20 protein-coding genes and 1 tRNA gene are annotated in these 23,511 nt (G+C 44.1%); 20 read left to right on the top strand and 1 reads right to left on the bottom strand.

All coding sequences use genetic code 11. The features are described 5' to 3' along the window. A partial coding sequence (locus WMO25_RS00405; RefSeq protein ID WP_349083269.1) for a 30S ribosomal protein S1 occupies positions 1-909 on the top strand: 909 nt, incomplete at its 5' end. A gap of 77 nt (positions 910-986) precedes the next feature. Beyond that, positions 987-1,769, top strand: coding sequence for a hypothetical protein (locus WMO25_RS00400; protein WP_349083268.1), 783 nt, complete (start codon positions 987-989; stop codon positions 1,767-1,769). A 53-nt stretch (positions 1,770-1,822) separates the two neighbouring features. On the opposite strand, the gene WMO25_RS00395 is transcribed toward WMO25_RS00400, so the two are convergent. Next, entirely contained in the window at positions 1,823-2,914 is a 1,092-nt protein-coding gene (locus WMO25_RS00395; RefSeq protein WP_349083267.1) for a ribonuclease H-like domain-containing protein, read from the bottom strand. Positions 2,915-3,049: 135 nt separating this feature from the next. Between WMO25_RS00395 and ruvA the strand changes: the two genes are divergently transcribed. The 18 genes from ruvA (at position 3,050) to tpiA (ending at position 23,474) form a co-directional block, all read left to right on the top strand. Beyond that, positions 3,050-3,667: a Holliday junction branch migration protein RuvA gene (gene ruvA, locus WMO25_RS00390; RefSeq protein ID WP_349083264.1), complete on the top strand. Its 618-nt coding sequence runs from the start codon at positions 3,050-3,052 to the stop codon at positions 3,665-3,667. A 10-nt stretch (positions 3,668-3,677) separates the two neighbouring features. Continuing rightward, positions 3,678-4,679 (top strand): Holliday junction branch migration DNA helicase RuvB, encoded by a 1,002-nt coding sequence (gene ruvB, locus WMO25_RS00385; protein ID WP_227082771.1) that lies wholly within the window; start codon positions 3,678-3,680, stop codon positions 4,677-4,679. Positions 4,680-4,809: 130 nt separating this feature from the next. Next, positions 4,810-5,217 carry a cell division protein ZapA gene (locus WMO25_RS00380; protein ID WP_015514158.1) on the top strand — a complete coding sequence of 136 codons (408 nt, stop codon included), beginning with the start codon at positions 4,810-4,812 and terminating at the stop codon, positions 5,215-5,217. Between the two features lie 98 nt (positions 5,218-5,315). Next, positions 5,316-7,664, top strand: a complete 2,349-nt coding sequence (locus WMO25_RS00375) for a U32 family peptidase (RefSeq protein WP_349083261.1) — start codon at positions 5,316-5,318, stop codon at positions 7,662-7,664. A gap of 7 nt (positions 7,665-7,671) precedes the next feature. Then, entirely contained in the window at positions 7,672-9,039 is a 1,368-nt protein-coding gene (locus tag WMO25_RS00370; protein WP_250796946.1) for an FtsW/RodA/SpoVE family cell cycle protein, read from the top strand. Next, a complete protein-coding gene (locus WMO25_RS00365) occupies positions 8,981-10,873 on the top strand; it encodes a peptidoglycan D,D-transpeptidase FtsI family protein (RefSeq protein WP_349083259.1) in 1,893 nt (630 codons plus the stop codon). Before WMO25_RS00370 ends, WMO25_RS00365 begins: the two co-directional genes overlap by 59 nt. Positions 10,874-11,000: 127 nt before the next feature. After that, entirely contained in the window at positions 11,001-11,453 is a 453-nt protein-coding gene (locus WMO25_RS00360; RefSeq protein ID WP_117526832.1) for an NUDIX hydrolase, read from the top strand. Positions 11,454-11,578: 125 nt separating this feature from the next. After that, positions 11,579-13,075 carry a phosphate--AMP phosphotransferase gene (locus WMO25_RS00355; RefSeq protein ID WP_349083256.1) on the top strand — a complete coding sequence of 499 codons (1,497 nt, stop codon included), beginning with the start codon at positions 11,579-11,581 and terminating at the stop codon, positions 13,073-13,075. 79 nt (positions 13,076-13,154) lie between these two features. Continuing rightward, a tRNA-Arg gene (locus WMO25_RS00350) sits at positions 13,155-13,226 on the top strand. Positions 13,227-13,329: 103 nt separating this feature from the next. After that, positions 13,330-14,208, top strand: coding sequence for a hypothetical protein (locus WMO25_RS00345; protein WP_349083255.1), 879 nt, complete (start codon positions 13,330-13,332; stop codon positions 14,206-14,208). Positions 14,209-14,283: 75 nt separating this feature from the next. After that, positions 14,284-15,069 carry a pseudouridine synthase gene (locus WMO25_RS00340; RefSeq protein WP_349083253.1) on the top strand — a complete coding sequence of 262 codons (786 nt, stop codon included), beginning with the start codon at positions 14,284-14,286 and terminating at the stop codon, positions 15,067-15,069. Further along, positions 15,066-17,027, top strand: a complete 1,962-nt coding sequence (ligA, locus tag WMO25_RS00335) for an NAD-dependent DNA ligase LigA (protein ID WP_349083251.1) — start codon at positions 15,066-15,068, stop codon at positions 17,025-17,027. The genes WMO25_RS00340 and ligA overlap by 4 nt, the downstream gene beginning before the upstream one ends. Before the next feature lie 222 nt (positions 17,028-17,249). Continuing rightward, entirely contained in the window at positions 17,250-18,440 is a 1,191-nt protein-coding gene (nifS, locus tag WMO25_RS00330; RefSeq protein WP_349083249.1) for a cysteine desulfurase NifS, read from the top strand. Continuing rightward, positions 18,440-18,877, top strand: a complete 438-nt coding sequence (nifU, locus tag WMO25_RS00325) for a Fe-S cluster assembly scaffold protein NifU (protein ID WP_015514167.1) — start codon at positions 18,440-18,442, stop codon at positions 18,875-18,877. The genes nifS and nifU overlap by 1 nt, the downstream gene beginning before the upstream one ends. A 76-nt stretch (positions 18,878-18,953) precedes the next feature. Beyond that, the gene (gene mnmA / locus WMO25_RS00320) at positions 18,954-20,060 is read left to right on the top strand and encodes a tRNA 2-thiouridine(34) synthase MnmA (protein WP_349083246.1); all 1,107 of its coding nucleotides are present in this window, start codon (positions 18,954-18,956) and stop codon (positions 20,058-20,060) included. A gap of 282 nt (positions 20,061-20,342) precedes the next feature. Continuing rightward, positions 20,343-21,362 (top strand): type I glyceraldehyde-3-phosphate dehydrogenase, encoded by a 1,020-nt coding sequence (gene gap / locus WMO25_RS00315; protein ID WP_015514169.1) that lies wholly within the window; start codon positions 20,343-20,345, stop codon positions 21,360-21,362. Between the two features lie 114 nt (positions 21,363-21,476). After that, positions 21,477-22,670: a phosphoglycerate kinase gene (locus tag WMO25_RS00310; RefSeq protein WP_015514170.1), complete on the top strand. Its 1,194-nt coding sequence runs from the start codon at positions 21,477-21,479 to the stop codon at positions 22,668-22,670. 51 nt (positions 22,671-22,721) lie between these two features. Then, positions 22,722-23,474 (top strand): triose-phosphate isomerase, encoded by a 753-nt coding sequence (gene tpiA, locus WMO25_RS00305; protein ID WP_117526842.1) that lies wholly within the window; start codon positions 22,722-22,724, stop codon positions 23,472-23,474. Positions 23,475-23,511 lie beyond the last annotated feature (37 nt).

Raw genomic sequence — 23,511 nt, 5'->3', positions numbered from 1 at the left:
ACATCTAATCTCGACCTTAGAACAGTTGTCAATGTTGGCGATACAATGCAGGCTAAAGTTCTGAAAGTAAATGATGGTGAAGGTCAGGTTCTCTTAACATATAAGAGACTGCTGGCTGAAAGAGGCAACAAGAGAATTGAAGAAGCTTATAACAACAAGGAAGTCCTTACAGCAAAAGTTGCTAACGTTCTTGACGGTGGCTTAAGCGTTGTTGTAGAAGAAGCAAGAGTATTTATTCCTGCAAGCCTTGTTTCCGATACTTATGAGAAGAACCTGTCCAAGTACCAGGATCAGGAGATCTCTTTTGTAATCACAGAGTTTAATCCACGCAAGAGAAGAATCATCGGTGACAGAAAGCAGCTGATCCTTGCTGAGAAAGCTCAGAAACAGAAAGAATTATTTGAAAAGATCAATATCGGTGATACAGTTGAAGGCCGTGTAAAGAATGTAACAGATTTTGGTGCATTCATCGATCTTGGCGGTGCAGATGGTCTGCTTCACATTTCTGAAATGTCATGGGGCAGAGTTGAGAATCCAAAGAAGGTTCTTAAAGTCGGTGATACACTTAAAGTCCTGATCAAAGATATTCAGGGCGAAAAGATTGCATTAAGCCTGAAATTCCCTGAAACAAATCCATGGCTTACAGCTGCTGATAAGTATGCGGTAGGCAATGTTGTTGAAGGTAAAGTTGCAAGAATGACAGACTTTGGTGCATTCGTTGAACTTGAACCAGGCGTAGATGCACTTCTTCATGTATCTCAGATTTCCAGAGATCATGTTGACAAACCATCTGATGTTCTTTCATATGGTCAGACAATCACAGCAAAGGTTGTAGATTTCAATGAAGAATCTCAGAAGATCAGCCTGAGCATGAAAGCACTTGATGCAAAGGAAGAAACTGAAGAATAAATTATCATTTATGATTTCAGGAGAGGCTTTGCCTGCTGTTGGCAGGTAAGGCCTCTTTTTTCAAAAGGAGGTTTTATATGCAGCCTTACTATGCGATAAAGTTAAAATGCTTTGTATTACGCTTGATGATGGGATGCTCACTGTTGTTGATTTCAGCAGGGATTGTCGTCTCTATTTTGCAGGAAGTCATGAACAGTTATGATGCCAACAGCAGACTTGCATATATATTAGGACTGCTGATCTGCGCATTGATGGTTGCGTTGGGAATTGTGCTGATTTATCAGGCTTTTCATTTTGAAAGATTCGTTTTTGGACGAAGTCAGCGAAGTTATGATCTGTTGAAGAAAGATATGCAGGACAAGTCAGTGGTCAGTGCAGGCAATCTGATTGTAACGGATCAGTTTATGCTACTCTTTTCCAAGCATATTTTTAATATGTGTAAGGTGATACGGCTGGAGAATGTTATTGCCTGTTTTGAAGATCCTGTTTATGGAACTGTTGCAAAGCCTTCAGAATATACACTGTATATTTATGACCGGGATTTTAAGTGCCATACCATTGTATTGGATGCGAAGCAATCAGAGGCCGGACACCAGGCAAAGGAGAAGATTTGTCAGACACATCCGTGGATTTATGCAGTCAGTCGTGATACTTTTCTTGATCGCACGATGTCTAAAAACAGCAGAAGGAATTTTCTGAATCAGATTGAGAAGAGAAAGTATGAAATGAATTCCACGGTCAATGTGGATAAAGAGGCTGAAGCAGAAATTGATCAGATGGTCAATGATGCCAGAAAGAAGCTGGATTTTCACTCCATCCTCGGCAAAAATAAAAAAGATGCAGAATCGAAGAAAAAATAAAAGGGCACAGAGCCCTTTTATTTTTGCTTTTTAAATCATACGGAAAAACGGTGTTACACAGAAGTAACTTCTTTGATGAGAGAGGATATATAAGACCTGAGAAATGCCGGGTCAGATGTCAATTTTTCTGTATCACACAGGATATACAGCTGCTTGTCATCGAAGCTTTTCCTGAAAGTAGGCTGCAGTGAAGTGTCAAAAGATGGGAGGAAAATCCCCTCCTGGCGGATGTAACAGGTGGCTGCGGTTGCTTTTTGACGGTATGCTTTATCGACGTAACAGGCAATAGAGCGATGGATGGCACGGTCTTCTTTGGGAAGATAATAATAGTCTTTGACGGGGCCTGGGAGAAAATATTTCAATTCACCGGATAAAACCGGAATGACAAGATGTGCCGTATCTTTCTCTAAAGAGAGAGAAAGCAGAGCATTCGACAGTTGGACCCTTTGGGGGACCGGTGTCTCTAATATGAGAGCAAGGTGACAGAAATTCTCTTCTAACCTGCAAAGATGTACTTTGGCGAACCTTCCTCTGAAAAATTGTGTATAGGCAGAGAGTGAATGGAGGTGGAGTAGTCCGATCATATCCGCTTCATGATGGGACTTCAGATGTAAAAGCAGCGTATGTTCTTTGGAAAGCTCCCATGATGTATAGCATTTAACCAATGCTTCAGGGTCAAGATGCTCAGGACGGGTATAGCGAATAAAGGCTTCAGCGGTGGCTTTTCGGGTGTTTTCCAGAGAAAGCAGATGCCTGAAAGGAGAGATATCTTTTTGAATATCCAGCTGTCGGACGCTTTGAAAGAGTGTCAGATCAGCAGTATCTTCGCTGGAAAAACAGTCGGCGTCGCTGTAATTGCGCCAGCGGTTGTTGAGAAAGCGGTAAGTAAAACTGTGACCGCCATAGGTGAGTACCTGGCTGAAATTCTCAAGTATCTGTTGGAAAGACTGCATCAGTTCACGCTCATCCATTTTCTTTTCGGCCAGCAGACATTGAAAATGCCATCCTTTTTCTTCCTGCCATCCCAGTCCGATCATAAACACAAAAGCGTTCCTGGGGGAAAGACCGGTTGTCTCGATGTTCAGAAGCAGCGTCTGATCAGTAATATGTATGTCTGATGGATAAAATGTATCAAATGTAAGCATAATAGATCCTCCTGACGCTATCTTATCATAAAGAGACATAGTTGAACAGCCTTTATCGACTGAACAGTTGTTTTGTGTTTGGACTGGACTGAACAGTTGTTTTGTGGTATGATGATTTTCGAAGAGGTGAAATGAGTGATAGCGTTTATTCAGGGAGAATTATGTGATGCCGGCCAGGATACGATTGTTGTTGCCTGTCATGGTATTGGCTATGAAATACAGATACCCGTGTCGGTAGCTCAGGTACTGCCGGATCCAGGGAATGTTGTTAAGATATATACGTATACTTATGTGAGAGAAGATGCATTGGGATTATTTGGCTTTTTGACGAAAGATGATCTGAAGATCTTCAAGCTGCTGATCACTGTCAATGGTGTCGGACCGAAAGCGGCATTGGCAATTTTGTCAGCGATGACAGCTGACGAGCTCCGTTTTGCAATATTAGCGGAAGATGCCAAGGCAATTGCCAAGGCTCCGGGGATCGGACCGAAGACGGCGAAGCGAATGATTATTGAATTGAAGGACAAGCTGAATCTTGAATCCATGATCGAAGGTCATGGCGATGCAGAGATGAGTCTTTCGGACCCTGGCGATGCGGCTGCGAATGTTCGGGATGAAGTCATTATGGCATTGACAGCACTGGGCTATGGTAATACGGAAGCTGTTCGTGCGGTGCGTGCTGTTTCAGGGGCAGATGAGATGGACAGTGAGACGCTTTTGAAACAGGCTTTGAAGAAAATTATGATATTTTAGGTGAGAGACAATGGCAAAACGAATTATTACAACCGAGTTTGCAGAGGAAGATGTCAAGATCGAGAATCATCTCAGGCCTCAGCTTCTGAAGGATTATATCGGACAGCAGAAAGTGAAGGAAACACTTTCTATTTATATTGAGGCAGCCAGACAGAGAGAAGAACCACTTGATCATGTCCTGTTCTATGGGCCTCCGGGATTAGGAAAGACGACGTTGGCGGGAATTATTGCCAATGAAATGGGCGTGAAGATGAAAGTGACATCGGGACCGGCCATTGAGAAACCGGGTGAGATTGCTGCTATATTGAATAATCTGTCGGAGGGGGATGTTCTCTTCATTGATGAAATTCATCGCTTGAACAGACAGGTAGAAGAGGTCCTTTATCCGGCGATGGAAGATTTTGCAATTGATATTGTGATTGGCAAAGGCGCAGCTGCAAGATCCATCCGTCTGGATCTTCCGAAGTTTACACTGGTGGGGGCAACGACAAGAGCCGGACTGTTGACGGCGCCACTCAGAGATCGTTTTGGTGTTGTCAGTCGTCTGGAATTTTATTCAACCCAGGATTTAATGACGATTATCAGGCGGTCAGCAGAAGTTTTACATGTGAAGATCGATGAGCGGGGAGCGGAGGAGCTTGCCAGACGTTCCAGAGGAACCCCGCGTCTGGCTAATCGGCTGCTAAAGCGTGTGCGCGATTATGCCCAGGTTTGTCATGATGGTGTGATCACGCTGCAGGTTGCCAATGAAGCACTGGATCTTCTGGATGTGGATAAGTATGGTCTGGACCAGTCAGATAGAAACATTTTGCTCACCATGATGAATAAGTTCAGAGGCGGACCGGTTGGTCTTGATACACTGGCGGCAGCTCTTGGAGAGGATTCCGGAACATTGGAAGAGGTGTATGAACCATATCTGATCAAGAATGGATTTATACAGAGAACACCGCGGGGAAGAGTTGTAACAGAACTTGCCAGAGCTCACTGCGGAATTCCGGCTGATGCGTTATAACAGGAGACAATGCCTGCTTGAAGGACGTGAATTAAGACTTGTAATTCCGGTTAATTCGTTTATAATGGTAACAGACGGGATTGGGTGACAATGAACCTTGTAAGGACTGAAGATAAAAGGAGGATATGGAATGGCATCAAAGACAGATGTTCAGGTTTTGCTCGGTGGAAAGGTCTATACACTGAGCGGCTATGAGAGCGAGGAATATCTTCAGAAGATTGCATTATATATCAACAATAAGATGACAGAGCTTAATCAGATGCCGGGATATAAGCGGATGGGCAGCGATATGCAGAAGACTTTGCTGGAGCTGAACATGGCAGATGATTATTATAAAGCAAGGAAACGAATCAGCGAGCTTGAAGCAGATCTGGAAGATAAGGATAAGGCTGAGTATGATCTAAAGCACGAATTGATCTCAGCACAGATTCAGTTGGATGAATCCACGAAGAAGATTGATCAGCTGAAAGACGAGATTAATGAACTTCAGAAACAGATTGTAAAGCTTGAGGCGAAGGCCGAACGCCAGAATGATTAATCGGCTTTCTTGACGATGTAAAAAGGGTTGCTGTACGGATTCAGTAGTGATAAGTTGCGGCGCCCTTTCTTTTTTCACGGCAGGACAGGAGATAGAGAATGAGAGAAATAGAGGTACTGGCACCGGCAGGCTCTTTTGATACGATGAAGGCGGCCTATAAGGCAGGCGCGGATGCTGTGTATATGGGCGGACCGATGTTCGGTGCAAGAGCCTATGCAGATAATGCGGATGCAGGGCAGATGCTGTCAGCGATTGACTATGCGCATCTTCATGGGCGGAAGCTTTATATGACGGTGAATACACTTTTGAAAAACACAGAAATAGAAGGGCAGCTGGAAGATTATATCCGGCCTTTTTATGAACAGGGACTGGACGCGGTCATTGTACAGGATTTGGGCGTTATGGAAATGATCCATACACTTTTTCCGGATATGGCGATACATGCCAGTACACAGATGACAGTCTGTGGAACGGATTACGGCAAATGGCTCAGAGATCATGGTGCATCAAGAATTGTTACACCCCGTGAGCTGGATTTATCAGAAATTGCGGATATGAAACAGCAGACAGGGGTGGAGATTGAGACATTTGTGCATGGAGCACTTTGTTACTGCTATTCGGGACAGTGCCTGATGAGCAGTATGATCGGAGGAAGAAGCGGTAATCGCGGCAGATGTGCACAGCCATGCCGCCTTCCATGGACCTTTCATTCGGACAGCAGGGAGAAGAGCGGCTATCTTCTCAGTCCGAAGGATTTGTGCAGCCTGCAGCTGCTGCCGGATCTGATTAATGCAGGTGTGGATTCTCTGAAGATAGAAGGCCGCATGAAAAAGCCGGAATACGCAGCACTGACAGCTTATTTATATCGCAAGTATACAGATCTATATCTGACAGGCGGGCGTGAACATTATCATGTGGATCAGGCAGATCTGGAGCAGTTAATGGATCTGTATAACAGAGGCGGTTTCACGGACGGCTATTTTTACAGGCACAATGGGCAGGAGATGATGTCGGTTAAACGTCCGAACCATTCGGGCTTGAATATCGGACAAGGAAGAATAAACCGCAGGGGTGAAATGGAGATACAGCCTATGAAGGACCTGGGAGCGGGTGATGTTCTGGAATTGCCGGATGGACAGTCAGTCAAACTGGACAAAGCTGTTTCGGTGGGTGGACAGCTGAAGGTGAAGTATACAGGCAAACCATTTAAGCAGACATGTTCCGTTATGAGAACACGAAATCAATCGCTGATCCAGACGGTTGCTGAGCAGTATGTCAAAAACAGTGACCTGAAAGAGAAGCTTTATGGATATGTAAGTATTTCGAAAGATTTACCTGCTAGAATAGATGTATATTATAGAGATATGCATGTCTGCAGTGAGGGAGCGATTGTCCAGCCAGCCCAGAAGCGGCCGCTTACAGAAGAGGAGATTCGCAGGCGCCTGATGAAGACGGGGGGGACACCTTTTGAATTCGATCAGTTGGAGATTTTCCTTGAAGAGGACTGCTATATGACGGTCCAGGAATTGAACCAGTTTAGGCGTGAGGCGCTTGATACTGTGGAAAGAGCCGTACTGACACCATTCAGAAGACAGCAGCCGTCGATTTTACAGTCGTCGAATGATAGCAGAAAGCGAGAAAAGAGACCTGTATCCATCAGTGTTCTGGCATCTTCGAGAGCACAGGTGCTTGCAGCATCAAAGGTGGATGGTATCAGCCGCATTTATTTTAATTACGAAGGCAATGACAATCTTGCAGTTGAAGCAGCTGCTATGACACATGGTGCGGGCAAAGAATTCTATCTGGCAATGCCTTTTATTTTAAGAAATGATACAAAGAAGCAGTGTCTGTCTAAAATTCAGAAGCTGAAGTCAACGACAGACGGTTTCCTGGTGAGAAATATGGAGACGCTGCTGATGCTGAGAAAGGCAGGATTTGACCAACCGTGTATATCGGATTATAATATGTATTGTATGAATGACAGAGCCGGCCGTGTATATGAGCAGATGATGGATCAGATGACCTTATCTGTGGAACTGAATCGAAGGGAGATTGCAGGACTTCAATCTGCGGTGAACAGCGAGATGATTGTCTACGGATATCAGCCGCTTATGGTGTCAGCACAATGCCTTATGAAGACAACCGGCAAATGCACCAAAGAACCCGGGTATTATGAACTGGAAGATCGCAGACACAAGAAGTTTCTGGTGCATAATGTCTGCGCTTTCTGCTATAATCTTATTTACAATTCAGTGCCGTTATACTTAATGGATGTATTGGATGAGGCAACGGAAAGTGGTATTGGCGGTGTACGCCTTCAATTTGTCAATGAGACAGGCGATACTGTCAGAGCAATGGCAGAAGCATGCATCCGTGCCCTTCAGGGAGAACGGGTGACAGCTGCCGGAGATTTCACGAAAGGACATTATAAAAGAGGAGTAGAATAGGGACAGGATGGTTAATGTTATTACGCAGTTATTTAAGTACATGGTTGCATTGATCATGGCGATTTATACGATTCGCTGTTTTACGGTTTTCAGTGTCAAAAAGGAAAAGAAAAAGCGAAGGATTTACAGAAGCCAGAATTTTCTGATGCTCTGGATTCATCTCATGCTTTATACGATTATTTTTCTGAATGAGAAATCCATGTATGTACTTGTCTTTTACGGTGCACAGCTGTGTTTCTTTATTGTTGCGTTGTTTATGTACAACAATATTTACAGGAATGCGTCAAAGCTTTTGATCAACAATATGTTTTTTCTGATGATGATCGGTTTTGTAATGCTGACAAGACTGGACATGACACTTGCAGTGAAGCAATTTTTAATTGCTGTTGCATCTGTTGCCTTCAGCCTGACAGTGCCGGTGATTGTGGAGAAAGTCGGTTTTTTGAGCAGGCTCGGTATTGTTTACGGCATTATCGGTCTCGGAGTTGTTGGTTCCGTATTTATTTTTGGTACAAAGGTTTATGGTGCGACCAACTGGATCAGCATTGCGGGTATTGGTTTTCAGCCTTCAGAATTAGCAAAGATTATTTTTGTGTTTTTTGTAGCAGCTATGCTGTATAAAAACACCAGTTTGAAGCAGATCATGCTCACCTCCGCTCTGGCGGGAGTGCATGTGCTGATGCTTGTTGTTGAGAAAGACCTTGGTGCGGCAGTTATTTTCTTTGTTACGTATATTGTGATGCTTTACGTGGCAACACGTAGAGCCATGTGGCCGCTTATGGGCCTTGCGGCAGGAGCCGGTGCTTCTGTTGTTGCTTATCATCTGTTTGACCATGTCAAACGAAGAGTTGTTGCCTGGAAGGATCCTTGGGGCAATTATAACGATGCTGGATATCAGATCGCTCAGTCACTGTTTGCCATCGGAACAGGCGGATGGTTTGGCATGGGTCTGTATCAGGGAATGCCAAAGGATATTCCTGTAAGGGAAAGTGACTTTATTTTTGCGGTGATCGCTGAGGAACTGGGTGGTTTTTTTGCCATCTGTCTTATTTTGGTATTTATGAGCTGTTTTATTATGTTCATTAATATTTCGCTGCGTTTGACCAATAATTTCTATAAGCTTCTGGCAATTGGCCTGAGCATTGCATATGGTTTTCAGCTGTTCCTGTGTATCGGTGGTGTTATCAAGTTTATTCCGCATACCGGTGTTACATTGCCACTGATCAGTTACGGCGGAAGTTCCATTCTTTCCACAATCATTGTATTTGCAGTGATTCAGGGACTTTATCTGTTGAAACAGAAGGAGGTGAAAGAGATTGAAGAAAAACGACGAGAATCAGAACAACGACAGTGGAATGACCAGACGCGTGTATAAGAAGGCCAGTCTGGATGATACCGTTGTCAATGTCAGGAAAGATCCATCGGATGACTTTGATCTGCTTTCGGATGACGGAATGATGGACTATGTGCCGGGTGTGGATGATGTGGATCATTTTGATTTTGATGAGAAGGATATCGAACACTACCGCAAGGTCAATGAACAGGAAGCGGCTGAGCGAGACAGACGCAGGAAGCAGCGTGCGCTGGAGAAACAGCGTACTGCTCAGAAACAGCAGTGTGAAACAAAGAAATCAGATGAACAGCCGCAGGGAAAAAGACAGAATAAACAGGCCGCTAAGGCTGTTGCAGACGAGGTTCCTGTGAAAAAGACAAATACCAAAAAGAAAAAACGCCGCAGAAGAAAAGATGAAGAGACGGATATTGATGATATAGAACTGCGCCGTGAACTCAGTGAAAAGAAACGCACGAACAAAGAGATCATGCGTATTACGTATGTGATGATGCTGCTTTTCTTCGGAATGATCGGTTACTTTATTTATTTTGACGGCGTGACAAGCAAGGAAGTTATTAATAATCCGCATAACAGCCGTCTGGCCAAGATGGCGGACAGTGTTGTCAGAGGAGAGATTCTTTCAGCGGACGGAGAAGTTCTGGCAGAATCCATCAAGGATGACAATGGCAATTATTACCGTTATTATCCGTATGGATGTACATTTGCCCATGTGGTGGGAACAAGTGATGTGAACAAGTCCGGTGTGGAGCTGACAGCCGATTACAATCTGATTACGTCAGATATCCAGCCAGTGGAGAAGATTATTAATGAGATCAGAGGTCAGAAGAATCCGGCGGATAATGTGGTGACAACATTAAATGCCAATCTGCAGCAGGTTGCTCATGATGCTCTGGGAGACAGAGAGGGCGCTGTAGTGGCAATAGAACCATCCACAGGTAAGGTACTGGCGATGATTTCAAAACCGGACTACGACCCGAATTCACTGGTTGATAATTATCAGGACATTATTAGTGATGAGAACAGCAAAGTTCTTCTGAATCAGTCAACGCAGGGACTTTTTGTACCGGGTTCTATATTCAAGATGGTGACGTTATTGGCATATCTTCGCAGCGGCGGTGACCCGGATAATTACAGCTATTACTGTGATGGTTCGATTTCACTGCAGTCTGACAGCGGTGACAGCTATATTAAGTGTTATGGCGGTGAAGAGCATGGACAGGTGGATCTGCTTGAATCTTTTGCAGAATCCTGTAATGCATCATTTGCCAATCTGGGGTTATCCATCAGTGTAGACAAAATGAATGAAGTGGCCAATTCGCTGCTGTTTAATCAGACACTGCCAACGAAGTTTACGACGGCTAAAAGCCAGTTCAGTCTGTCTAACACAGACAGCCAGTGGCAGATTGGTGCAACGGCTATTGGCCAGGGCAATACAGTTATTTCTCCGATCCATGCAGCTATGCTCGTCAGTGCCATTGCCAACGGCGGAACATTGATGAAGCCGTATGTGATTGATTCTGTTCAGAGCACGGAAGGTTCTGTGATTGAACAATATGAATCAGAGAACTATGGAACGCTGATGTCAACTTCGGAATCTTCACAGCTGACCAAGATGATGAAGGCGGTTGTTGAAGAGGGTACCGGTTACAAACTTTCCGGCAAGAATTACTCTGTTGCCGGAAAGACAGGAACAGCGGAAGTTGTCGGAAGAGGCAACAATGCCTGGTTTGTCGGTTTTGCACCGGCGGATGATCCGAAGATTGCCATCTGCGTATTGGTGGAAGATGCCGGAACAGCCAGCATCGAAGCGGTTCCTATTGCCGGAGAGATACTGGATGCTTATCTGAATAATTAAATGGACAGGTATTCCTTTACAAACAACAGGTTAAATTCCTGTGATATTATTGTAAAATACCTCAAAGCATTGTATACTAATAGATAGAATACTTGATTGACACACCAATGAGCAGGGAGGAATTGCGATGACAAAGGCAACGAGCTGTGGCGGTGTGGTTATATTCAGAGGTAAAATCCTTCTGCTGTATAAGAATTACAGAAATAAATATGAAGGATGGGTGTTACCGAAAGGTACTGTTGAGGCAGGCGAAGAATTTAAGGAAACGGCACTCAGAGAAGTGAAAGAAGAAACGGGTGTAGACGCATCTATTGTGAAATATGTAGGCAAGAGCCAGTACAGCTTCAATACATCCCAGGATGTGGTGATGAAGGAAGTCCACTGGTATTTGATGATGTCTGACAGCTATTTCAGCAAACCACAGCGTGAAGAGTATTTCGTGGATTCGGGGTATTATAAGTATCACGAAGCTTATCATTTACTGAAATTTACGAATGAGAGGCAGATCCTTGAGAAGGCTTACAGTGAATATATAGAATTCAAGAAGAGCAATCTCTGGGGAAGAAAAAAGTATTATTGATCTATCTGTCCTGCGGACGGAGCACAAAAGAGGGGATGTTGTAAAATACGGAGAGGTCGCAGTACCTTTTCCGGGTATGTCATTTTACGGCATCTCCTTTTGTTTTATTTGCAGAGGAGAATGAAATGCTGAGAGAAGTCGATTTAAATAAAAATCTTACCAAAAACGAATACAAAGAAATGATGGATAAACTGGCGCCGAAGTTTGCTGCGCTTCAGCGAGAAGCGCGGGCTAAGGGTTTGCCGGTGATGGTTGTTTTTGAAGGATGGGGCGCATCCGGTAAGGGAACGATGATCAGTCGCCTGATACAGCCGCTGGATCCGCGTGGATTTAAGGTATTTACCATTCAGGCAGAAAATGAAGAAGAGCATATGCATCCGTTTTTGTGGCGTTTCTGGACGAAGACACCGGCGAAGGGGCGCATGCATATCTTTGACCGAAGCTGGTATCGGCGCGTGATCACAGAACAGATGGATGCGCCAATGGATCAGAAGCGCCTGGATGCAGCGTATCATCAGATTCTTTCATTCGAGGAACAGCTGTCGGCTGACGGAACATTGATCATCAAATTTTTCCTGCATATTTCTGCCGATGAACAGGAGAAGCGTCTGAAGAAGCTAGAACGTTCATCTGAGACGAAGTGGCGTGTGACCAAAGCGGACTGGAAGCATTTTAAGCAGTACAAGGCGTATCTGCCGATGTATGATCATATGCTGGAACAGACCGATATGTCATGGGCACCATGGCATGTCATTGAGGCAACAGACAGGGAATATGCAGCAGTGAAAGTCATGACAATTGTTGCCGGGATGATAGAAGAACGTTTGAATGAAGAGAATGCAAAAGAGAGCCGCAGTCATTTGGCAGAGAGGGCGCAGGAAGAATTGCCGGGTACGGAAGAGACAATGCGTACAACGGTTCTTGACGGTGTGGATGTCAGTCTGACAATGACAAAGGAAGATTACAAGAAGCGTTTATCTGTGCTGCAGAAAGAATTGACCCGTCTGCAGAATGAGATGTATCTGAAGAGGATTCCTGTTGTTGTGGCTTTGGAAGGCTGGGATGCGGCAGGAAAGGGCGGTGCGATCAAGCGTTTGACAGAGCCTCTGGATCCGCGCGGATACGAGGTGGTTCCGACGGCGGCACCGAATGATATAGAAAAGGCCCATCATTATCTGTGGCGCTTCTGGCGAGCCATGCCGAAGGATGGTCATATGACGATTTTTGATCGGACATGGTATGGACGTGTGATGGTGGAGCGTATTGAAGGCTTCTGTAGCCAGGCAGAATGGCGCCGTGCATACAGAGAGATCAACCAGATGGAGCAGAATTTGACAGACCACGGGGTGATTGTTCTGAAATTCTGGCTTCAGATTGATAAGGATGAACAGGAACGACGTTTTAATGAGAGAATGGAGGATCCTGAGAAACAGTGGAAGATTACGGATGAGGACTGGCGCAATCGTGAGAAGTGGGATGCGTATGTCAAGGCTGTCGATGAGATGATCTTGAGAACTTCTACTACCTATGCACCGTGGACGATTGTTGAGGCTGATTCCAAGTATTATGCAAGGATTAAGATACTCGAGACGGTTGTCCGGGCCTTAAAGAACAGAATCTGATTTCTGATGTAGAAAAATAACACAAGAAAAAGTGATTTATCCATTGCATTCTGTTAAAAAATATTGTACAATAACAATTGCATCTGTAGCTCAGTGGATAGAGCAACGGTTTCCGGAGCCGTGTGCGAGGGTTCGATTCCCTTCAGGTGTATTTTTTTAACAGAATTCGCAGAATGATTCTGCAGTGCTGCAGATGAATGTTCAGGAATGAAAGCATCGTTATGATGAGTAATTGTATGGAGGAATAGAGAGGAATGAAAAGTCCATTAGGAGATAGAGAGAGCAGAAGAAACAGTTCTGCCGGTGAGGAGAATATAGCTATGAACCGAAACAGTATATTGATTATTATATTATCGGTTGTTGTCGTTGTTGCTGCCATTGCAGGTTTGGTGGTGAACCTTGGAAGCAAGGAGAATAAAGGGACGGCCGCCAATTCCGGCAGCTTGACTGCAGAATCAACCATCAGTGTCGATGAGAATACCAATGCCCTTCAGGAGAATCAGTATCCTGCAGTGAATGAACTGATTGCCAATTACCGTAAGGCATTTAAGGAGGGTGACACAGATCTTCTGAAGAAGGTTTATAATTCTGATCAGGAGATCAATGCAGATGTATTGACAGCAACCTCACAGATTATTGAGGATTATCAGAATACGCAGTATTATACAAAACGCGGTCTGAATTCCGGAGAATATGTTGTTTTTGTATATGATGAGTTGAAGTTGGCAGATATTAAGACACTGGCACCGAATCTTTCCGTATTTTATGTGAAGTCAGCGGATGACGGAACATTGTATATTTATCGCGGTGATTATAATGCTGCCACAGGTTCTTTTCAGTATGATGAGGCCACTCAGAATTACATCAATCAGCTTTACCAGGATCAGGATGTCATGGATCTTATTTCTACAGTGAATACCAAGATGGACAGTGCCTGTGCGAATGATTCAAGCTTGATGGAATTCATGCAGAAGGTGCGCTCTAAGACAAGTGTAACGAATTCAGCATCTACTGATACCAGCGATACATCTTCAACTGAATCAGGACAGTCAGAGACTGAATCTGCAGCAGAGACTGAGTCGGCCGGTGAGACAGAATCACAGACGGACAGTAGTACAGCTACACAGAACTAATTAGATGAACGAATGATAAAAGCTTTTGCTGGAGGTGTCTGCAGCAAAAGCTTTTTTTGTAACAGAGGTATAGAAATGAGTAATTTTAAAAAGGATATATTACATGAGAATGAAGATAAATCAGATGTTCGTCTTAATCGTTTCCTGAGTGATGCGGGTTTTTGTTCCAGAAGAGAAGCAGATCGTCTGATTGAGGCAGGACGCGTGACAGTGGATGGCACGAAGGCTGAGCTTGGTACCCGGGTGAGGCCGGGGCAGGTGGTTAAGGTAGGATCGAAGGTTGTCAGACAAAACGACAGGATGGTTTTGATCGCTTTTAATAAACCAAGGGGAATTGTCTGTACAACAGATAGAGTCCGTGAGAAGAATAATATTATAGATTATATTCATTATCCGGAGCGGATTTACCCGATCGGACGTCTGGACAAGGATTCGGAGGGATTGATTCTTCTGACGAATGACGGTACAATTGTCAATCATATTCTGAAGGCCAGTCAGTATCATGAGAAAGAGTATATTGTTCGGGTGAATAAAAAGATAACAGATGAATTTATTCAGGGCATGTCAAAGGGAGTGCCGATTCTGGATACGGTGACACGTCCGTGTATGCTTCGGAGGATAGATGATTACACATTTTCTATTATTCTGACACAGGGGCTGAACCGGCAGATTCGGTATATGTGCCGACATTTTGATTACCATGTAACGAAGCTTAAGCGGGTCCGTATTATGAATATCCGTCTGGGCAGTCTGCCGGTTGGAAAGTGGCGGGATGTAACAGCGGAAGAACTTGAGCAGCTGAAAAGACAGTTTATTGCAAATGATCGCAGGAATCAGTCGAAGCGGAGGAAGAGCAGATGATATCAAAAGCAGATAGAATCAAAGAACTGACAGGAATTCTGAATCGAGCGTCAAAGGCTTATTATATGCAGGATACAGAGCTGATGAGCAACTATGAATATGATGCCCTTTATGATGAACTGGTACAGTTGGAGAAGGAGACAGGCATCACCCTTAGTAACAGCCCGACGATTCATGTGGGTTATGAAGTGTTGAGTGAATTACCGAAAGAAGAGCATGAATATCCGATGTTGTCCCTGGACAAGACGAAGGATGTACAGGTTCTTGCGGACTGGCTGGGGGATCAGACCGGAGTTCTGTCATGGAAGATGGATGGACTGACAATCGTTCTGACTTATGACAACGGAGAGCTTGTGAAGGCGGTTACAAGAGGCAATGGTTATGTGGGTGAGGTCATCACCAACAATGCCAGAGTATTTAAGAATGTGCCCCACCGGATTGCTTTTAAGGGAAAATTGACACTGCGCGGCGAGGCGGTGATCAAGTATTCGGATTTCAATGCGCTGAACAGTCAGATTGAGGACAGTGAGGCGAAATATAAGAATCCGCGTAATCTCTGCAGCGGTTCGGTCAGACAGCTGAATAATGCAGTTACAGCGGAGAGAAATGTTTACTTCTTTGCATTTACCCTTGTGGTGGCTGAAGGCATGGATTTTTATAATTCAAGGATGCAGCAGTTTGAGTGGCTTTCCTCACAGGGGTTTGACGTAGTGGAGCATGTCCTGGTTGACAGAGAGAATCTTCCGACTTATGTAGCACAGTTTGCAGATCGAATAGCGGATAATGATTTCCCGTCAGATGGACTTGTTTTGATCCTGGAGGATATCGCATATGGCGAATCCCTTGGTACTACAGCGAAGTTCCCGCGAAATGCCATTGCCTTTAAATGGGCGGATGAGATTCGGGAAACGCATTTGTTGGATGTGGAATGGAGTGCATCTCGAACGGGTCTAATCAATCCGATTGCAGTTTTTGAGCCGGTTGAACTGGAAGGAACCACCGTATCAAGGGCAAGTCTTCACAATATCAGTATTTTGCGGGCGCTGCAGTTGGGCAAGGGTGATGTGATCCAGGTTTACAAAGCCAATATGATCATTCCTCAGATTGCGGAGAATCTGACCAGAAGTGATACGCTTGAAATTCCAAAGGAATGTCCTGTCTGTGGAAAGCCGACTGAAGTCAGATGTGTGAATGATGTTTCATCGTTGTATTGTGTTAATGAAGAATGTCCGGCCAAGCATGTCAAACGTTTTTCGTTATTTGTCAGTCGTGATGCTTTCAACATAGAGGGAATGTCTGAGGCAACGCTGGAGAAGTTTATACAGAGCGGTTTTCTGCGTGAGCCGGCAGATATGTTCCATTTGGATAGTTATCATGATGTGATTGTAGAGATGGACGGTTTTGGGGAGAAGTCTTATCAGCGCTTGATGGCATCCATCCAGAAGGCAAGAAAGGTGACGCTGGCGAAGCTGATCTACAGTCTTGGAATCCTGAATATCGGCCTTTCAAATGCACGATTACTTTGTCAGCATTACAGGAATGATTTACAGGCAATGCTGGCAGCATCAACGGAAGAATTGACTGCGATTGATGGTATTGGCCCTGTGATTGCCGGCAGCTTTACAGACTATTTTGCAGATGAACAGCACAGGATAGAACTGAAGGATCTGCTGGGGGAAGTGGAGATTGAGCAGGAGAATTTCTCGGAAGAGGGTCGTGTCTTTGATGGAAAGGTATTTGTTATTACCGGTTCGTTGGAACATTTCAAGAATCGAAACAATTTAAAGGCGCTTCTTGAAGAAAAGGGTGCCAAGGTGGCGGGGTCTGTTTCATCTAAGACCAGTTATTTGATTAATAATGATTCGACATCAGCTTCGTCCAAGAACAAAAGGGCCAGGGAACTGGGAGTACCGGTCATTACAGAGGAAGAACTGATAGATATGATGAAGAAGCCCTAAAAAACTGTTTTCCCTACCAAAATAGTATGAAAAAGACTTGACGAATATGTGATGAAATGTTAAGATAAAAAGGCAAGTTTTCATTAAAAATGCGGGACATATAACATAGAGAATAATTATGCATATATATAAATATATAAGAGACGGGGAGAGTGTCTGTCCCCTCGCTTTGGAAATATGTCACCAATGATTAATTTTGAATAATTGAAGGAGATGAGCAAAATGGATCATTTAGTTTATCTGGATCATGCAGCAACAACTGCTGCAAGACCTGAAGTCGTTGAGGCCATGCTGCCTTACTTTACAGAGAAATACGGCAATCCATCCAGTATCTACAGTTTAGGCTCAGAAACAAAGGCAGCTATTACACATGCGCGTGAGATTATGGCGAAGTCCATCGGTACAACGTCTGAGAATATATATTTTACAGCCGGCGGCAGTGAATCAGATAACTGGGCACTTGTTGCGACTGCTGAAGCATATGCTTCAAAAGGCAAGCATATCATTACATCCAAGATTGAACATCATGCGATTCTGCATACATGCGATTATTTGGCATCCAGAGGATATGAGATCACTTATATTGATGTCGATGAGAACGGTGTGATCAAACTGGATCAGCTGAAAGCAGCTATCCGCCCGGATACGATCCTGATTTCTGTTATGTTTGCCAACAATGAGATCGGAACGATTCAGCCAATTGAAGAGATTGGTGCTATTGCGAAAGAGCATGGTATTTTATTCCATACAGATGCCGTACAGGCTTATTGTCAGGTGCCTATTGATGTAGGCAAGATGCATATTGATATGCTCAGCATCAGTGGTCACAAGATCAATGGACCGAAGGGGATTGGATTCCTTTATATCCGCAAGGGTGTGAAGATCCGCTCATTTATTCACGGCGGTGCTCAGGAACGTAAGCGTCGTGCCGGTACAGAGAATGTTCCGAGTATTGTCGGTCTTGGCAAGGCAGTTGAGATGGCAGTGGCTGATATGGAAGAACGTACATCGAAGGAAATCGAATTAAGAGACCGCATGATTGATGCCATTTATAAGAGAATCCCTTATGCACGTCTGAATGGTGACAGAACACGCAGATTGCCGAATAATGTCAACTTCAGTTTCCAGTTTGTTGAGGGTGAATCCATGCTGATCATGCTGGATATGGCACATATTTGTGCATCCAGTGGTTCTGCCTGTACATCAGGTTCCCTGGATCCATCCCATGTCCTTCTGGCGATTGGTCTGCCTCATGAGATTGCACATGGTTCTCTGAGACTGACACTGGGTTATGATAATACACAGGAAGAAATTGACGGTGTTGTAGATGAAATTGAGAAGATTGTTGCACGTCTTCGTTCCATGTCACCGTTATATGAAGATTTCATCAAGAAAACAGGAGGAAATAAATAATGTACAGCGAGAAAGTTATGGATCATTTCCAGCATCCGCGTAATGTTGGAGAGATTGAAAATGCAAGTGGTGTCGGCACAGTAGGCAATGCGAAGTGCGGCGATATCATGAGAATATATTTTGATATTGATGAGAACCAGGTGATCAGAGATGTCAAATTCAAAACATTTGGCTGCGGTGCCGCTGTTGCAACTAGCAGTATGGCAACAGAACTTGTCAAAGGCAAGACAATTTATGAAGCGTTGGAAGTAACCAACAAAGCGGTTATGGAAGCGCTTGATGGTCTGCCTCCGGTCAAGGTACACTGTTCTCTTCTTGCTGAAGAAGCAATTCATGCTGCCCTTTGGGATTATGCAGAAAAGAACGGCATCAAGATTGAAGGCCTCCAGAAACCGAAGAACGATATCAGTGAAGGTGAAGAGGAAGAAGACTATTAATGAATGATAAGGGAGGACTGCTGCGTTATGACAGATGATGCGGCAGTCCTTTTGTTACATGAGAAGGAGGATGCATATGGCATCGAAAAAGGTTGTAGTAGGTATGTCCGGTGGTGTGGATTCTTCTGTAGCTGCCTGGCTGCTCAAACAGCAAGGGTATGATGTGATCGGAGTGACCATGCAGATCTGGCAGGAAGAGGAAGATGAAATCGTCGAAGAAAACGGCGGTTGCTGCGGTTTATCTGCAGTGGATGATGCCAGAAGAGTGGCGGAGAGAATCGGTATACCGTATTATGTGATGAATTTCCGGGAAGTGTTCAGAGAGAAAGTGATTGACAATTTTGTTTCTGAGTATGAAAAAGGGCGGACACCGAATCCATGTATTGTCTGCAATCGTTATGTCAAATGGGAAGCACTGCTTGAGAAGGCATTGGCTCTGGGTGCCGATTATATTGCAACGGGCCACTATGCCAGAATCGTTCATCTTCCAAATGGCAGATATGCGATTGAAAAGGCAGCATTTGACAGAAAAGATCAGACGTATGCATTGTATAATCTGAATCAGCATCAGCTGGCGCATACCCTGATGCCGGTGGGGGCTTATGATAAATCAGAAGTGCGTCGTATAGCTGGGGAAATCGGTCTGTCTGTGGCCAATAAGATGGACAGCCAGGATATCTGTTTTGTATCGGACGGCAATTATCAGGCGTTCATTGAAGATTATACAGGCAAAAAACTGCCGGAAGGTGATTTTGTCGACAAGAATGGCAAAGTGCTGGGACATCACAGAGGTATCGGTGCTTATACCATTGGTCAGCGAAAGGGGCTGAATCTGGCCATGGGACATCCGGTTTTTGTTACCGGTATTAATCCTGAAGAAAACAAAATCATTATCGGTGAGAATGATGAATTGTTCCAACGGGCATTGTATGCATCTAATGTGAATCTGATGTCCCGTGCGTCTTTGGATGAACCGGTGCGCCTGACGGCCAAGATACGTTACGCCCACAAAGCAGCACCGTGCATAGCCAGACAGTTGCCGGACGGAAGATTATATGTATGTTTTGATGAGCCTCAGCGTGCGATCACACCGGGCCAGGCAGTTGTTTTGTATGACGGAGATCTTGTCGCAGGCGGTGGAATTATCGAGAAAATTGCGCCGGAATTAGATGATGCGAGTTAAAAGATTGTCAAATCTGGATAGAACTGTGTGTATAATCCTGGATTTTTTGCAAATAATGTACAGATGTAAAAACAAAAAACTTCAATTTGCGAAAAAATCATGAAAATTATGCAGTAATCTGCATCAAATTATAAGGATTGTTAAAAAATTAATAAAGTGGTTTTTGTACTTGAAAAAAACATTAAAATCCGATACAATAGGGACAGAGCGAAAGTGATAAGAAAATTCTTTAAGCTTTCGGTAAAATAATAAAAATGATATACAATATCAGGAGGAGTTATTATGGCAGTAAAAGTAGCAATTAATGGATTTGGTCGTATTGGTCGTCTTGCATTCAGACAGATGTTTGCAGCAGAAGGTTATGAAGTAGTTGCAATCAACGATTTAACAGATCCTAAGATGCTTGCACATCTTTTGAAATATGATTCATCTCAGGGCAGATATGCCGGACATACAGTAACTGTTGGCGAAGACAACGCATCTATCGTTGTTGACGGCAAACAGATTACAATCTACAAAGAAGCAGATGCTTCTAACTTACCATGGGGTGACCTGGATGTTGATGTTGTTCTTGAGTGTACAGGTTTCTATACATCCAAGGCAAAAGCTGAAGCACATATCAAAGCAGGCGCTAAGAAAGTTGTTATTTCTGCACCAGCAGGCAATGACCTTCCTACAATCGTATACAGCGTTAACGAGAAGACACTTACAGCTGATGACAAGATTATCTCTGCTGCATCCTGTACAACAAACTGTCTTGCACCTATGGCAAAGGCTTTGAATGATTATGCTCCAATCCAGAGTGGTATCATGTCTACAATCCATGCTTACACAGGTGACCAGATGATTCTTGACGGACCACACAGAAAAGGTGATTTAAGAAGAGCAAGAGCAGGTGCTGTCAACATTGTTCCTAACTCAACAGGTGCTGCTAAAGCAATCGGTCTTGTTATTCCTGAATTAAAGGGCAAACTTATCGGTTCTGCTCAGCGTGTACCGGTTCCTACAGGTTCTACAACAATCCTTACAGCTGTAGTTAAAGGCAGTGATGTAACAGTTGACGGTATCAACGCTGCTATGAAGGCTGCTGAAAGTGATTCCTTTGGTTACAACGAAGATCAGATCGTATCATCTGATATTGTAGGTATCACATATGGTTCTTTATTTGATTCTACACAGACAATGGTTTCTCCGATTGGCGATGATTTATATCAGGTGCAGGTTGTTTCATGGTATGATAATGAAAACTCCTACACAAGCCAGATGGTTAGAACAATCAAATATTTTGCTGAATTGGCTTAATTTTGAAATCAGAATAAATAAATAAGATCCTTGGCGGGTCCGGTCTCATTGGACCGGACCCGTTTTTGCGCTTAAAGGGCGCTTAAATATAGTCAGACAAAAGGAGATAATAATATGCTGAATAAAGTTTCTGTTGATGATATTAATGTTAAAGGCCAGAGAGTCTTAGTAAGATGCGATTTTAATGTTCCTTTACAGGATGGAAAGATTACAGATGAGAACAGACTGGTAGCATCCCTGCCGACAATCAAGAAACTCATCGCTGACGGCGGCAAAGTTATCCTTTGCTCACATCTTGGTAAGCCAAAGGGCGAAGCAAAGCCTGAACTTTCTCTGGCACCTGTTGCTGTTCGTTTAAGCGAACTTCTTGGTCAGGACGTAAAATTTGCTGCAGATCCTGAGGTCGTTGGTCCAAATGCAAAAGCTGCTGTAGCTGCCATGAAAGATGGCGATGTTGTTCTTCTTGAGAACACACGTTACAGAATTGAAGAGACAAAGAATGGGGAAGCCTTCAGCAAAGAACTGGCAAGCCTTTGCGATGTTTATGTGGATGATGCTTTCGGTACAGCTCACAGAGCACATTGCTCCAACGTCGGTGTCACTCAGTATGTGAAGACAGCAGCTGTTGGCTATTTGATGCAGAAGGAAATCGATTTCCTTGGCAATGCAGTCAATAACCCTGCAAGACCTTTTGTTGCTATTCTTGGCGGTTCCAAGGTATCCAGCAAGATTTCTGTTATCAACAACCTGCTTGACAAAGTGGATACTCTGATCATCGGCGGCGGTATGGCTTATACATTTATGAAGGCTCAGGGCGGTAAGATCGGTACATCTCTTTGTGAAGATGATTATCTTGATTATGCCAACGATATGATCAAGAAAGCTGCTGATAAGGGCGTGAAGATGCTTATTCCTGTAGATACAGTAACTGCTGATGCATTTTCTAATGATGCCAATGTGAAAGTAGTCGATGCCGGCCAGATCGATGACGGCTGGATGGGCCTTGATATCGGACCGAAGACAAGAGAACTGTTTGCCAACGCTGTCAAAGATGCGAAGACAGTTGTATGGAACGGACCGATGGGTGTATTCGAAATGCCGAACTTTGCTGCAGGTACTGTTGCAGTTGCTCAGGCACTGGCTGATACAGATGCAGTGACGATCATCGGTGGCGGTGATTCAGCAGCTGCTGTTAACCAGCTTGGTTTTGGTGACAAGATGACACATATTTCCACAGGCGGTGGTGCATCTCTTGAATTCCTTGAAGGCAAAGAACTTCCGGGCGTTGCAGCAGCAACAGACAAATAATTTAAGTGGATAATGAGTCAATTATTTATTATAAATAGAAGGGATCGTAATATCATGCGTAAGAAGATTATTGCAGGCAACTGGAAAATGAATAAAACACCAAGTGAGGCAGTGGCTCTTGTAGAAACACTGAAACCACTTGTAGCAAATGATGACGTGGATGTTGTTTTCTGCGTACCTGCTATCGATATCATTCCATGTATGGAAGCAGCTAAAGGCAGCAACATCAATATTGGTGCTGAGAATATGTATTTTGAAGAATCCGGCGCTTATACAGGCGAGATTTCTCCTGCTATGCTGACAGATGCCGGTGTGAAATATGTTGTACTTGGTCATTCTGAGAGAAGAGAATACTTTGCTGAAACAGATGAAACTGTCAACCGTAAGGTTCTCAAGGCTTTTGAACACGGTATTACACCGATTGTCTGCTGCGGCGAGTCTCTGACACAGCGCAAACAGGGAATTTACATCGAATGGATCCGTATGCAGATCAAGATCGCATTTCAGAATGTAACAGCAGATCAGGCAAAGACAGCAGTTATTGCTTATGAGCCAATCTGGGCAATCGGAACCGGTGAAACTGCAACAGCAGATCAGGCTGAGGAAGTTTGCGGTGCAATTCGTCAGTGTATCCGTGAAATCTATGATGAAGCAACAGCAGAAGCTATCCGTATCCAGTACGGCGGTTCTGTGAATGCAGGCAATGCAGCTGAACTTTTCGCAAAACCGGATATTGACGGCGGCCTTGTAGGCGGTGCATCTCTGAAACCGGACTTCGGCAAAATTGTTAACTACAACAAATAATTTTTATCAATAACAATATCAATTGGGGCGCGTCTTG

The organism is Coprococcus intestinihominis (assembly GCF_040096555.1).
GTDB lineage: Bacteria > Bacillota > Clostridia > Lachnospirales > Lachnospiraceae > Coprococcus_A > Coprococcus_A intestinihominis.
Note: the sequence above shows the minus strand (reverse complement) of the source record. Positions and strands in the feature narration are given on the sequence as shown.